Origin of the sequence: Gillisella vitis, from assembly GCF_021559775.1 — a bacterium.
In the GTDB taxonomy this organism is placed as follows: domain Bacteria; phylum Pseudomonadota; class Alphaproteobacteria; order Rhizobiales; family Rhizobiaceae; genus Allorhizobium; species Allorhizobium ampelinum.
In genome coordinates this window covers 25,354-38,655 of record NZ_CP056048.1, presented here as the reverse complement: position 1 = coordinate 38,655, position 13,302 = coordinate 25,354, and the positions used below count along the sequence as shown (strand labels likewise).

The following is a 13,302-nucleotide window of genomic DNA, read 5'->3' as shown; positions in this document are numbered from 1 at the left end:
CTCCCAAAAAAAACGTCACCTCCATGACGTCTGCTTAAATTCATAAGCAGAAATATGAGAGCTGTAAAGCTGATTAGTAGTATTATATATGCTGCATTGCAGCATATACTTTCCACTGCACAATTACAGAATACCCCAGGCACGGTAGCGCCCTCGTCCGGTCAATTCTCGCAGCGGCAATTGCCGGATCAGGCCAAGCGCTCCTTGCGGCGTAATCTCCAGATACTTGGCGACAAGGCCCGCCGATACGAGCGGACGCGACAAGACGAGATCAATCAGGTCGGGTAGCTTTGACGAACCGCGCTTGCCAATAGTCCGCCGCTCCAGATTGCCCCGGGCCAATATCAGCCGGTCATGTTCCTTCAAGCCCAATTGCGCGCCTTTTTCGAATGCCTCAAGAATGGCGAGCAGACGCTGGGTGCGGTTGGGAGATTGGCGCTGTTCACGCGGTACAGCCCGCAATCCGACCGATAGTGCCGGAAGATGAAATTGCGCCACGCCGGCCTTTTGCAGATAGGCTGCCGCCAAAAGACGGCCAAGCCAGGGACTATGCTCACTGACCTCCTGGCTCTGCCAGGCATCAAGCAGGCAGGCTGCGGCAAGCACTGGAGGAAGCGCCTGAACGTCGCCTAGCAGTGTCTGCCATTCTGCAAGCCGCGCCTCTTCATTCCAGTCCGGATCATATACCACAGCTTGCGGATCTTTGGCCCGCGGTCGCAACCGCATCTTGCCGACATCGTCGAGTACGGTTTCACTTCGCTTCAAAACCGCATCGAAGCGATCCAATTCTGCCTGAAAGGCATCGTCGACGCTGCCTTCGGCAGCAGGTTCCTCAGGCTCGGATATGGCCTGCGGCATAGGCAGCGTCATCTCCTGCGAAAGCCAATTGCCACGACCGCGTAGTCGCAGCAAACCCAACGCGCTGAACGCCCAGGAAGGCTCATGCTGAACAAGCTCTCGACGGCTTCGCAAAATTAGATGGGCAATGGTCAGTTCGTGGGTGGGCGTGCGCGTGTCCATTCGGGCATCATGAAAGACCAAATCTTCCATATGAACCAATTCTCCATCCACCCATAAGGAGGCAATGGCATCGGCATAATGCAGCCGTTCACGCAAGCCGCTTCCGACCCCTGAACGAGCAGCGCGCTCATCCAAACGCACAAGTGCTTCACCTGCCGCTGCGAGCGGCAGAACAAGCTTTTGCCAAGGCAATGAATCGATCACGTAACGCATTGAATTTACGTTACACGAATGAGACAACGAAAAGGAAGGGGGCTTTAGCTTTCGTCAGTGATATTGCCAAAATCTACGAAAATTAGCGCCCTGACGTTTTATAAAACTATTATGCCACGGTTGGCACCGGATGGAAAGCCCATTTTCGCTTTTCACCAGGCAATGGCTAAAAACATATGCCTACACCTTTTCATGTAGGTTACGGCAAAGGTAGAAAAACTCCTACCTTTCCGTAATAGATTTAGCCTCATGGGAACGAGTAAAAACGCAGAACCTTGAGTGATGCAGCATGTCGTTTATATCGCTCCGCGAACATGAGCCACTTTAAGGTATCAATTATCCGCGCACTGGAAGCCTATGAATGGCATTGGGCGATTCTAGTCCCTTGGGGTTAAAATGAACCCTCCGTCACGCATGCAGAATGCTGTGATATCACCCTACCCTGATCGGCTCCCGTTGCCGGTACCACAGCAGCAAGATCTTAGAGGCCAGGATAAGGGACAAAGAAAATCGATCGCGCGGGTACAGGTCAGCTATCAGTTATAAGAGTGAATAAGGGCTTCTTCGCAGACCGAATGCGCTTACAGCATGATGCGGTTTTCACACGCACCATCCTGTTGCATCTTGAATCACGTGGAACTGGAAGCGGATTGTAATGATATGGCTTGAGATGGCTGGGCCCAAGCGGATTCTTTCAGCGAATCTGGATTACTCTTTAGTCCCGAGATTTTCATCGTCCTGTGAAAAAAGCGATCCAATCATCACGTTTTGCTCGTCGTCATTCTCCGGTGACGACGGACCCGTGACTTTCCTTTCGGCAGCCTCAAGAAGGTTAGCCTGACTTTGGCGCAAATCGAGATGACGGAGAATATCTGCGGCATAGACCGGATTGCTGCGGGGATCATAAAACGCGGCGACCGACACACCCATCTCTCGCCGCTGGGTTTCCAGACGAATCCTTAAGGCACGCGCTGCATCACGCACTTCGAAAAATTGCCGCATAATATCGGCCAGTTGGTCTTCATGATCGAAACGAGCCATGGACCCACTCCTGTTTTTTTATTGGAGCAGTGCGCTGACACGATTCGCATGGCAAAGTCGAGGCAGACCTTAAAAAACTAGGGATGTTTTATCGTGGAGGGCAGGAGCATCTTGTTGGATGCGTAAAAGCCAATTGCTTCTGCTCAGAAGAAAACCGCGCGTACGCACTACATTTCGCGCTTGGCTGAGTTATGCACTGGCAGGAGTAAAGAAGTGGTGAATTTTGCGCGCGCTCACCATTTTTTAGTTTGCGCACGCACCCAGGCCATACACCCAAAACGATGCGGAACACTTAGAGTGAATGGCGGTTTTTGACGTTGCATGCTTTCGAGTAGAACTCTCCAAGAGTACCCTCTTCTTTACAGCGTCGAAGCCCGCTTACTGACGTTACGGCAGACAGAAAGTCACTGTTGACAGCTGTCAACGCCGCGCGTTTTCTGACGTTGACAGCTGTCAACAGCGCAAGATGCGCCTTCCGCAAAACAAAAACGATTGACCTTCTCTGATTTCCAGACGATCGAAATCTCAGCTCGGGTCAATAAAAACACGCGCCGTACGCGCATCCATAGCAGCACATTCGTTTACGCGAACCATTGAGCCACAGGATCAAGCCTCCGCATAGAAGCCTGCTTAAAAGGAAACGTTCAACTCTACGAATTTAGACACCCGACAAGCAAACGAGCAAGAACCAGACAAATTAAAGGCCGCAAAATCACGAGCACCCAACCATGGCAATCCAACGCATGCCCAACAAGACCACGGGGAAGGGCAGCGCAGCGCAGGGCAGGGCAGGGCAGGGAGGAACCCATCCGTTACGTCGCGTCCGATGAACCAACAACAAGATCGAAACATCTCACGCTTTAAACACAAACGTCATCGTGAGAAGTACGTTAAAGTCGCTATAATAAAAACTAGCGCGCTGAGTTCGGCCCAAACGATTAAGACGACAATAATCAAGAGAGGCACGACCCATGCCTATTTAGATCATCGATGAACACCAAAATTGCTCATCAATGTTCAACACGCGAACACTCCCCCGCCCACAGCGACGACACGCTGGAAACCAACTGACAACATCACCTTCATGTCAAAGCTCACCTACATCAAGGCGCCTTTTTCTCCCCATAGCACCGTTGAAAACGAACCGCGCAAGACCGAAAGCTCTTACAAAGCCCATCGGCTCGACCCCACTTATAGCGGCACCTCCTAGCCCAGTGCACAATCTGTACAAGCAAAGCACGACGGAAAAACAGCCACAAAGGTTCGTGACGAAGAGAGACCGAAGCTTTCATGGCTGTTAAATTAAAGCATCGCCTCCCAAGGGCCACTTGCTTCAACTTGCCCTTCGGAAAACAGGTCTCGACTTCTCCTAGCCCATGACCCCTATATCTAGCGTAAAGGTTGTGAATATATTTTTGCTACTTAAAGTAATTCCCACTCGTAATCTACCTTTACGTGCTTCTTAGAAGGACACTTGACGACATGTTATCGATAACATACGCTAAGTTTCTGTGACTTTGGGAGGAGTAACAATGGTCGACGAAAAACTACTGGAATTTTGTGCGATCACAAAAACCTTCGGCGGAACGCGCGCCCTGTCAAATGTCTCGCTTGACCTGCGACCCGGTGAAATCCTGGCACTGCTAGGCGAAAACGGTGCTGGAAAATCAACCCTGATCAAGACCCTCGCAGGTATTTACAAGCCAGACACCGGTGAAATCAGATTTCGTGGACAAACCTATAATCACCGGCCACCAAAGCCAAACCAGCGCCAGCCCGTTGCCTTCATTCATCAAGATCTCGGCCTGATCGAATGGATGACCGTTGCCGAAAATGTCGGCCTTGCCCAAGGCTACTCACTACGCAACCGCCTTATCAATTGGAAACAAACCGAACAGCGGACCGCCGAAGCCCTTGCTCTCGTCGGCTGCAACTTCGATCCCTCCACACGTATCCAGAGCCTGACACGGACAGAAAAATCACTGGTCGCCATTGCCCGTGCGCTCGCCGTCGAAGCCGACGTGCTGGTATTGGACGAGCCGACTGCGAGCTTACCGGCTGATGAAGTCGAAAAACTCTTTGCGGCGATCCGCCCTTTAAAAGAACGTGGCGTGGCGATGATCTATGTCTCACATCGCCTCGATGAAATCTTCCGCATCGCCGACCGCGTCGCCGTCCTGCGAGATGGACAGCTGGTTGGTGAAAAGCCCGTAACCCAAACAACGCCTGATGAATTGATCAGGATGATCGTCGGGCGCAAGGCCGACCAGCTCTTCACCAAGAGCACAAGTCCAGCAGGACCCGCCATCGTCACCGTCAGAAATCTAGCCTGCCACGGCGCAGGGCCGGTATCTTTCGACATCCGCCAAGGTGAATTGCTCGGACTTGTCGGACTGCGCGGCGCGGGTCATGAATTGGTCGGTCGCGCACTATTCGGCGCAGAGCCCGCCTCCGGCTCCGTTACGATTTCCGACCGCCCAGTCGATCTCACCAACCCCTCAACAGCCATGGCAAGCGGAGTCGGATTGATCGCCCGCGACCGAACAGAAGAATCGGTCGCCATGTCCTTGAGCCTGCGGGAAAACACCTTCATCAATCCTGCCGCTTCGGGACGCCGTCTCCTTTCCTTTCTGACCCCTGCCAAGGAAGCCGCGCAAGCCTATGCGATTGGCGCGCGCGTCGGCTTGCGGCCCAACGACCAGAGCCTTGCCATAGAAGCGCTTTCCGGTGGCAACCAGCAAAAAGTCGTTGTGGGTCGCTGGCTGGCAACAGGACGCCGCCTGCTGGTGGCCGAAGATCCGACCGCCGGTGTCGATGTTGGCGCCAAGGCCGATATCTATCGCCTGATCGCCGAGGCCGTTGAAGGCGGATTGGCTGTCCTGGTGGTTTCAACCGATTTTGAAGAAATCGCCCATATCTGCCAGCGGGCGCTGGTATTTTCTCGCGGCCAGATCCTGCGAGAGTTGAGCGGGCCGGACCTGACAACAGAAGCGGTGATCGCCGCAGCCTCCGCCTCGGACGCGGCCTGAACCTGGGAGAGAACCAATGCAATCCATCGAATCCAACGCGCTGGAGCCGACGCGAGCCGAGCTTTCCGGCATGAGCACAGCGCAGAAAATCCAACGTCTGCTGCCAGTTTACGGTCTCGTCATATTGACCGTGGGGCTGATCCTGTTGTTTTCCATTCTTTTGCCACAGACCTTTCCGACCGTTCTGAACCTGCGCTCAATCATCTCTGACAAGACGATCATTGCCATCCTGTCACTGGCGGCGATGATCCCCATGGCAGCGGGACGGATCGACCTCACCATTGGCTATGGCATCGTGCTCTGGCACGTGCTGGCCATCAGCCTGCAAACCATGTTCGGCCTGCCTTGGCCAGTGGCCGTGCTGATCGTCATTGCACTCGGTGCCTTTACTGGCTTTCTCAATGGCCTTCTGGTCGAAGTCGCCAAGATCGATAGTTTCATTGCCACACTTGGCACCGGCACAGTGCTTTACGCCATCGCGCTGTGGCATACCGGCGGGCGACAGGTGGTCGGCATGTTGCCGCAGGGCTTTTACAGCCTGAACGGCACCATGGTTTTCGGCCTGCCGATTACCGGCTTCTATGTTCTGGTGCTGGCGGTGATCATGTGGCTGGTCCTCGAATACACACCGCTTGGCCGCTATGTCTACGCCATCGGCGCCAATCCGAAGGCCGCCGCTCTGAACGGCATTCCCGTTCGCCGCTTCGTTATCGGTGCCTTTGTCACGTCAGGCACGCTCGCTGCGGTGGCGGGCGTGCTGCTCGCCTCCAAGCTGCGGATCGGCCAGGCCAGCGTCGGTTTGGAATATCTGCTCCCAGCTCTGGTTGGTGCTTTTCTTGGCTCCACCACCATCAAGCCCGGTCGGGTCAATGTCTGGGGTACGATGATCGGCGTGATTATTCTGGCCGTCGGCATTGCGGGCATTCAGCAGATCGGTGGCTCCTTCTATGTCGAGCCATTGTTTAACGGCGTCACTCTGCTGGTCGCCATCGGCATTGCTGGCTACGCACAACGGCGGCGCAGCCTGTCCGGTCGCATGGCTCCCGTCACCAAGCCGCAAACCACACAACAATAACAGCATCCAATTCAGTAATTTCCAGAGGGAGGAATGGACATGAAACGCAGACATATCCTGCAAGCAACCGGTGCCTTGATCCTGCTTACGACGGGCAACGCCTGGGCCGATCCGATGGCTGAAGCCAAGGCCGTGGTCGATAAATATGCCAGCAAGGTCACGACTTGGGACGGACCGAAAAGCGCCCCAAAACCACAGCCGGGAAAAACCATTGTTGTTCTGGCTGGTGACCTGAAAAATGGTGGCATTCTGGGTGTCAGCAATGGTGTCGAGGAAGCCGCCAAGGCCATCGGCTGGCAGGTCAAAGTGCTGGATGGCGCAGGCTCGATCGGTGGGCGTACCGCCGCCTTCGGTCAGGCCATGGCCTTGAAGCCTGATGCCATCATCATCGACGGTTTCGATGCAGTAGAACAGGCCCCGGCGCTGGAACAGGCGAAGGCCGCCAAAATACCGCTGGTCGCCTGGCACGCTGGTCCCACCATAGGCCCCGACGAAAAGAACGGCCTGTTCGCCAATATCAGCACGGACGCTATGGAAGTCTCCAAGTCCGCTGCCAACTGGGCCTATGTCGATGCCAAGGGCAAGCCGGGCGTCATCATCTTTACCGACTCCACCTATGCTATCGCCATCGCCAAGGCTGACAAGATGAAGGCCGAAATCGAGCGGTTGGGCGGCAAGGTTCTGGCCTATGTCGATACGCCGATTGCCGAAACCTCGCAGCGCATGCCGCAGCTGACCACCTCGCTGTTGCAGAAATACGGCGACAGCTGGACCCATACATTGGCCATCAACGACCTCTACTTCGATTTCATGGGACCATCGCTGGCCTCGGCAGGGAAGGGGGGAACCGATGCACCGATCAATGTCGCTGCAGGGGATGGTTCCGAATCCGCCTATCAGCGCATCCGCGCTGGCCAGTACCAGAAGGTGACGGTGGCCGAACCCTTGAACCTGCAAGGCTGGCAATTGGTGGATGAGTTGAACCGCGCCCTCAATGGCGAAAAATGGTCCGGCTATATGTCGCCGCTGCATGTGGTGACAGCCGACAATGTCGAATTCGATGGCGGACCGAAAAACAGCTTCGATCCCGACAATGGCTATCGGGATGCCTATAAGAAAATCTGGGGCAAATGAGCTGATAACCCTGCCATGCGCCTTCACCGGCGCATGGCTTTACCATTATAGACTGCTGTCACGCAGGATCAGTTCAGGCGTGATGGTGATGTTTCCGGCCAATGGCCGCCCGTCCAGCAGATCCAGGATCAGCCGCGCTGCTTTTTCGCCGATGTCGCGGGAAAAGGCATTGATGGTGGTAATCGTCGGCACGGAAATTGCGCCGATTTCATAATTGCCGAACCCGGCAATGGCGATCCCCTCTGGCACGGCGATGCCGCGCCGCTGACATTCCGTCAAAGCGCCGAACGCCGACAGGTCAGATACGCAAATCACCGCTTCGGTATCGGGCAGGGTTTCCAGCAGCCGCGTCATCGCATTCGCGCCTTCGCGCATCGAGATCGGTGGCGGACCGGCGGCGATCAACCGGGATGCATCCAGCCCGTGTCGGGTCATTGCGGCAATAAACCCGTTGCGGCGATCGCTACCGCGTGTGTCTCGACCGACATCCCCGCCAATGAACGCCAGTCGCCGATAACCGACAGCAACGAAATGATCAACCATGGCGCAAACTGCACCGGCATTGGAAAAGCCGACATAGTGGCCAATCGGCTCGGACGGCACATCCCAGGTCTCGATCACCGGAATATGGGCATTGGCCAGCAATTTGCGGGCGCGGGGCGTATGCTTGCCGCCGGTCACGACGATGGCCTGCGGCTTGCGACGCAACAATTGCTCGATCAGCCGTTCTTCCTCTTGCATATCGTAATTGGTGTAACCAAGCAGGATTTGCATCTTCCGGGTGGCAAGCGTTTCCGAGAGACCACCGACCGTATCGGCGAAATTGGCATTATTGATCGATGGAATAGTGACCGCAACAAAATCGGAGCGCTGCGATCTCAGATTGGAGGCAGTGGAATCGAATACATAGCCAAGATCTTCTGCCGCTTGCAGAATGGCATCGCGGGTTTCCTTGCTGATCAGACTATCGGTCTTGAAGGCCCGCGACACCGTCATCGGCGACACACCCGTGACGCGGGCAATATCGGCCATGGTTGGCGGTTTGCGGAAATCAGTCACCCAATGGCCCCCGTTATGGTTATCAGCGCGTTACACTGCGTTTATAAGGTGCGTAAAAGCCAGCTAAAAGCTTTTCCCATCGGCAAACCCACCCCAAACAGGGGAGGGGACCCGACGAGCGCCGCGTCAGAGCGCAAATTCGTTGGCAAGCGTGACGTGATGGTGGATGCGTCCATCGAAAAACTGCGAGAGCACCGCTTCTGTTGCCGCACGAGCTTCGGCGCGAACCGGGCTGGCCAGCGCCGCCTCGACCGCCTCCAGATCCGGGTAGTTGATCGCCAGGATCATCGGAAATTCCGGTGCGCCATCATCACGGGCCTCGGCAAACGACACTCTGACGTCAATCGCCTTCGGAAACTGCTTCCATTTCGGCAAGATGGTTTCGAGAACAGCAGCGCGGAATGCCTCCGTCTGCCCCGGCTTTACCGTACCTTCAAACAAGGCGTAACGTGTGATCATCAGGAGATCTCCCTTTTTGCTCCGGTGAAAAATTCCATCAACATAGCCTGATCTTCTCCACCCAGGCCCGCCGCTGTCAGCATCCGATGCACTTCGGCACAGACTGCCGTCAGCGGCATCGCCGTATTGGTTCGTCGCGCCAAATCCTGCGCGCCGTTCAGGTCCTTGACCATATTGTCGATCCGGCCCGTGCGGCGATAATCCTTAGTGACATAACGCGGCATATATTCCTGGAGGATGGCGCTATCAGCCCGACCGCCCTTCAATGCCTGCGGGATTTTCGCGGCATCAACCCCAGCATCCAGCGCCAACTGCGTTGCCTCGGCCACAGCCAGAAAATTTAAGCCACACAGCACCTGGTTGATCAGCTTGGTGGTTTGGCCGGCACCCACCGGACCCATATGCGTATAGTTGGATGCGATGTGCTGCAAAACCTGATGGGCATCGGCCACGTCCTGCTCTGTCCCGCCAGCCATCAACGTCAATTCACCAATCGCCGCCTTGGGTGCCCCGCCTGAAAGCGGGCTATCGACCCAGCGCAAACCCATTTGCGCCGCATCCCCGGCCAATTGCCGGGTTGCCTCCGGGTCGATGGAGGACATGTCGATAATCAACGTCCCGGGCTTTGCGCCTTCGGCCACTCCGTCCTTGCCGAACACGGCGGCCCGAATGATGTGCGGCGCATTGAGGCTGAGAATAACATAGTCGGAGCGAGATGCAGCTTCCGCCGCTGTCTTTGCAGACGTCGCGCCAAGCGCGGTCAACTCCGCCACCTTTTCAGCATTGAGGTCAAAGACAGTCAGTTGGTTGCCGGTTTCAACCAGCCTTCTGCCGATTGCGCCACCCATGGCGCCCGCGCCGATCAGCGCCACTGTGTTGGTCATGATCACTCCTCCCCTATGGCCGAAACAATCGCCGCGACCAGACTGTCAAGCGGCTGATCGATATCGACGGTCACCGCCTGTTCATCGGCCCCCGGCGGTTCAAGCGCTGCAAATTGGCTGTCGAGCAGCGAAGCGGGCATGAAATGCCCTGGTCGCTCAGCGACACGTCTGGCAATCACGGCATGGCTGCCAGCCAGATGGATGAAACGCACAGAACCACAAGCCTTTTCCCTGATCCTGTCGCGGTACGCCCGCTTCAACGCCGAACACCCGATAATGGTCACGCCTTGTCCCCCGGCAAGGCGTGTTCCGACCGCATCCAGCCATGCCCAGCGATCCTCGTCACCAAGCGGAATGCCCGCCTGCATCCGGGCGATATTTTGCGGCGGATGCAGATCGTCGCCGTCGATATAGACCGCGCCAAGCCTTGTCGCCAATGCGGCGCCAACGGAAGATTTTCCGCAACCGGACACGCCCATGAGGACAAGTTTTGTCATCGCCCCGCTCCTAGAGCGAGGCCGTGATGCCGCCATCGACATACAGAACATGACCGTTGACAAAGGACGAGGCTCCAGACGCCAGGAAGATGCAGGCACCCACCAGTTCCTCAACCTTGCCCCAGCGCCCGGCAGGCGTACGTTTTTCCAGCCAAGTCGAGAAATCAGGATCGGCAACCAGTGCTGCATTTAGCGGCGTATCGAAATAGCCGGGCGCAATAGCATTGCATTGCAGCCCATATTTTGCCCAGTCGGTCGCCATGCCCTTGGTAAGATTGCCGACCGCGCCTTTGGTGGCCGTGTAGGGAGCAATCGAAGGTCGGGCCAGCGCCGTCTGCACACTGGCGATATTGATGATCTTGCCAGCGCCGCGCTTGATCATATGGCGAGCCGCCGCTTGGCCGACATTGAAGACGCTGGAAATATTGGTGCGCAACAGCCGCTCGAAAGCGTCTGCCGGAAACTCCTCCAGAGGGCCGCGAAACTGCATTCCGGCATTGTTGACGAGAATGTCGATCGGCCCTTTGGTGGCCTCAAAACCATCAACAGCATCACGCGATGCCTGATGATCGGTGACGTCGAAAGCCAGAATATCACAGCCGTCGCCGATCCGGGCGGCGGCGGCGGCAAGCTTAGCTTCATCGCGTCCGTTGACGATCACGGTCGCGCCTGCCGCCCGCAAACCTTGCGCCAAGGCAAAGCCAATGCCTTGCGAAGACCCCGTCACCAGCGCGCGGCGTCCCGTCAGATCGAAAAGACCAAGCGACATGGCATCCTCCACTTTTATCTCGACAACATTTGTTGAACCTGTTTATGTTATCGATAACATTTCCTGTCAAGTTTTTTAGAACAGGTTCATCAAGGAGAGGAAAAGAAAGTGGCAAAGCCGGAGATTTTGCAGGTCGGACCCTATCCCGCCTGGGATGAAGGCCCTTTGAACGACCAGTTCACCGTGCACCGCTATTTTGACGCAGCCGACAAGAACGCCTTCGTTGCTCACGTCGGACCAAGCATTCAAGGCATTGCCACAAGGGGCGAACTCGGTGCTGACCGCGCCATGATAGACGCCTGCCCGAAGTTGGAAATCATCTCGGTCTACGGGGTCGGCTATGACGCTGTCGATCTCGCCGCCTGCCGTGACCGCGGCATCCGCGTCACCAATACGCCCGATGTGTTGACCAATGACGTCGCCGACCTCGGCATCGCAATGATGCTGTGCCAATCGCGCGGCATGATCGGCGCCGAGACCTGGGTGAAGGATGGCAGTTGGGCTGCAAAGGGCCTTTATCCACTGAAGCGTCGGGTCTGGGGCAGGCGGGCAGGGGTGCTGGGCCTTGGCCGCATCGGCTTTGAGGTGGCCAAGCGCCTCAAAGGCTTCGATATGCAAATTTCCTACAGCGATGTCGCAGCCAAGCCTTATGCCGAGGGCATGACATTTGTCGCCGATCCGGTGGACCTGGCGAAAAACTCGGACTTCCTGTTCGTTACGTTGGCCGCATCCGCCGATACACGACATATCGTCGGATGCGATGTGATCGAGGCGTTAGGGCCGGAGGGTATGCTGATCAACATATCCCGCGCCTCGAATATCGATGAAGCCGCCTTGCTGGAAGCACTCGAAGCAGGACGGCTGGGCTCCGCCGCGCTGGATGTGTTTGAAGGTGAGCCCAAGCTAAACCCACGTTTCCTGGCGCTGGACAACGTCCTGCTCCAACCCCACCATGCCTCTGGCACGATTGAGACCCGCCAGGCCATGGGCCAGTTGGTCCGCGATAATCTGACCGCACATTTCGCTGGCTCGGCTCTGCCAACTCCGGTTCTATGAGGATAAATCCATGAAAGCCATTGTTGCCCATGCGGCAAAAGACGTTCGCATCGAAGAGGTGGACGAGGTCGAGCCCGGTCACGGCGAGGTAAAACTGCGGCTTGCCACCGGCGGCATTTGCGGCAGTGACCTGCACTATTACAATCACGGCGGTTTTGGTGCGGTCAGGCTAAAGCAACCGATGATCCTTGGTCATGAAGTCTCGGCCTATGTCGAGACATTGGGGGAGGGGGTCACAGGACTAGGCATCGGCCAGCTCGTCGCCGTCTCACCGTCGCGCCCGTGCCACACCTGCGCCTATTGCCAGGAAGGCCTGCACAATCAATGCATCAATATGCGGTTTTACGGCAGCGCCATGCCCTTCCCCCATATCCAGGGTGCGTTCCGGCAAAGCCTTGTCGCCGATGCCAGCCAATGCGTGGTCGCGGATGGACTGAGCGCGGGGGAGGCGGCGATGGCCGAACCGCTGGCCGTGACGTTGCATGCAACGCGGCGGGCAGGCGAAATGCTCGGCAAGCGGGTTCTGGTCACCGGTTGCGGCCCGATTGGCGTTTTGTCGATCATTGCCGCTCGCAGAGCCGGAGCGAAAGAAATCGTTGCCACCGATCTCTCGGACTTCACGCTAGCATTGGCCAAGGCGGCGGGCGCTGACCGGGTGATCAACACCGCAACCCAGCCGGACGGCCTTGCAGAATACGCTGTGGGGAAAGGCACATTCGACGTGCTCTACGAATGCACCGGCGTCGCCTCGGCACTGGCTGGCGGAATTTCCGCCATGCGCCCACGCGGTGTCATCATGCAGCTGGGCCTTGGCGGCGACATGACGCTGCCGATGATGGCCATTACCGCCAAAGAGCTTGACCTGCGCGGCTCCTTCCGTTTCCACAGTGAATTTGCGGTCGGGGTGGAGCTGATGCGCAAAGGGCTGATCGACGTCAAGCCGCTGATTACCCACACCGTGCCTTTGGAAGACGCGCTTTCAGCCTTCACAATCGCATCCGACCGGAGCAAGGCGATGAAAGCTCAGATTGCCTTTTCCTGATTGTGCTTTCAAGGCGAGGATTCA

12 protein-coding genes are annotated in these 13,302 nt (G+C 56.6%); 5 read left to right on the top strand and 7 right to left on the bottom strand.

Annotated elements, in window-relative coordinates; all coding sequences use genetic code 11:
- Nucleotides 1-123: 123 nt before the first annotated feature.
- Together AVCG78_RS17480 and AVCG78_RS17475 are read right to left on the bottom strand one after the other, a co-directional pair.
- Nucleotides 124-1,233 carry an RHE_PE00001 family protein gene (locus AVCG78_RS17480; protein ID WP_071207021.1) on the bottom strand — a complete coding sequence of 370 codons (1,110 nt, stop codon included), beginning with the start codon at nt 1,231-1,233 and terminating at the stop codon, nt 124-126.
- Between the two features lie 708 nt (nt 1,234-1,941).
- Complete coding sequence (locus AVCG78_RS17475) at nt 1,942-2,274, bottom strand: hypothetical protein (RefSeq protein ID WP_071207022.1); 333 nt, start codon at nt 2,272-2,274, stop codon at nt 1,942-1,944.
- A gap of 1,532 nt (nt 2,275-3,806) precedes the next feature.
- Between AVCG78_RS17475 and AVCG78_RS17470 the strand changes: the two genes are divergently transcribed.
- The 3 genes from AVCG78_RS17470 to AVCG78_RS17460 are packed head-to-tail and all read left to right on the top strand — an operon-like array spanning nt 3,807 to nt 7,512.
- On the top strand, nt 3,807-5,303 hold the full coding sequence (locus tag AVCG78_RS17470) for a sugar ABC transporter ATP-binding protein (protein WP_156582592.1): 1,497 nt from the start codon (nt 3,807-3,809) through the stop codon (nt 5,301-5,303).
- A gap of 16 nt (nt 5,304-5,319) precedes the next feature.
- Complete coding sequence (locus AVCG78_RS17465) at nt 5,320-6,378, top strand: ABC transporter permease (protein WP_071207024.1); 1,059 nt, start codon at nt 5,320-5,322, stop codon at nt 6,376-6,378.
- A 39-nt stretch (nt 6,379-6,417) separates the two neighbouring features.
- On the top strand, nt 6,418-7,512 hold the full coding sequence (locus AVCG78_RS17460; RefSeq protein ID WP_071207025.1) for an ABC transporter substrate-binding protein: 1,095 nt from the start codon (nt 6,418-6,420) through the stop codon (nt 7,510-7,512).
- 45 nt (nt 7,513-7,557) lie between these two features.
- Here the strand turns inward: AVCG78_RS17460 and AVCG78_RS17455 are convergent, their stop codons facing one another.
- The 5 genes from AVCG78_RS17455 to AVCG78_RS17435 form a co-directional block, all read right to left on the bottom strand.
- On the bottom strand, nt 7,558-8,544 hold the full coding sequence (locus tag AVCG78_RS17455) for a LacI family DNA-binding transcriptional regulator (protein WP_041698406.1): 987 nt from the start codon (nt 8,542-8,544) through the stop codon (nt 7,558-7,560).
- Between the two features lie 153 nt (nt 8,545-8,697).
- Nucleotides 8,698-9,030, bottom strand: coding sequence for a hypothetical protein (locus AVCG78_RS17450; protein WP_012653475.1), 333 nt, complete (start codon nt 9,028-9,030; stop codon nt 8,698-8,700).
- A complete protein-coding gene (locus tag AVCG78_RS17445; RefSeq protein WP_012653474.1) occupies nt 9,030-9,914 on the bottom strand; it encodes an NAD(P)-dependent oxidoreductase in 885 nt (294 codons plus the stop codon). Before AVCG78_RS17445 ends, AVCG78_RS17450 begins: the two co-directional genes overlap by 1 nt.
- A gap of 2 nt (nt 9,915-9,916) precedes the next feature.
- Nucleotides 9,917-10,411, bottom strand: a complete 495-nt coding sequence (locus AVCG78_RS17440; RefSeq protein ID WP_174089733.1) for a gluconokinase — start codon at nt 10,409-10,411, stop codon at nt 9,917-9,919.
- A gap of 10 nt (nt 10,412-10,421) precedes the next feature.
- Complete coding sequence (locus tag AVCG78_RS17435; protein WP_071207028.1) at nt 10,422-11,180, bottom strand: SDR family oxidoreductase; 759 nt, start codon at nt 11,178-11,180, stop codon at nt 10,422-10,424.
- Between the two features lie 108 nt (nt 11,181-11,288).
- Between AVCG78_RS17435 and AVCG78_RS17430 the strand changes: the two genes are divergently transcribed.
- Nucleotides 11,289-12,236: a 2-hydroxyacid dehydrogenase gene (locus tag AVCG78_RS17430; RefSeq protein WP_174089732.1), complete on the top strand. Its 948-nt coding sequence runs from the start codon at nt 11,289-11,291 to the stop codon at nt 12,234-12,236.
- A 10-nt stretch (nt 12,237-12,246) separates the two neighbouring features.
- The gene (locus tag AVCG78_RS17425) at nt 12,247-13,278 is read left to right on the top strand and encodes an L-idonate 5-dehydrogenase (protein WP_071207030.1); all 1,032 of its coding nucleotides are present in this window, start codon (nt 12,247-12,249) and stop codon (nt 13,276-13,278) included.
- Nucleotides 13,279-13,302: the final 24 nt, after the last annotated feature.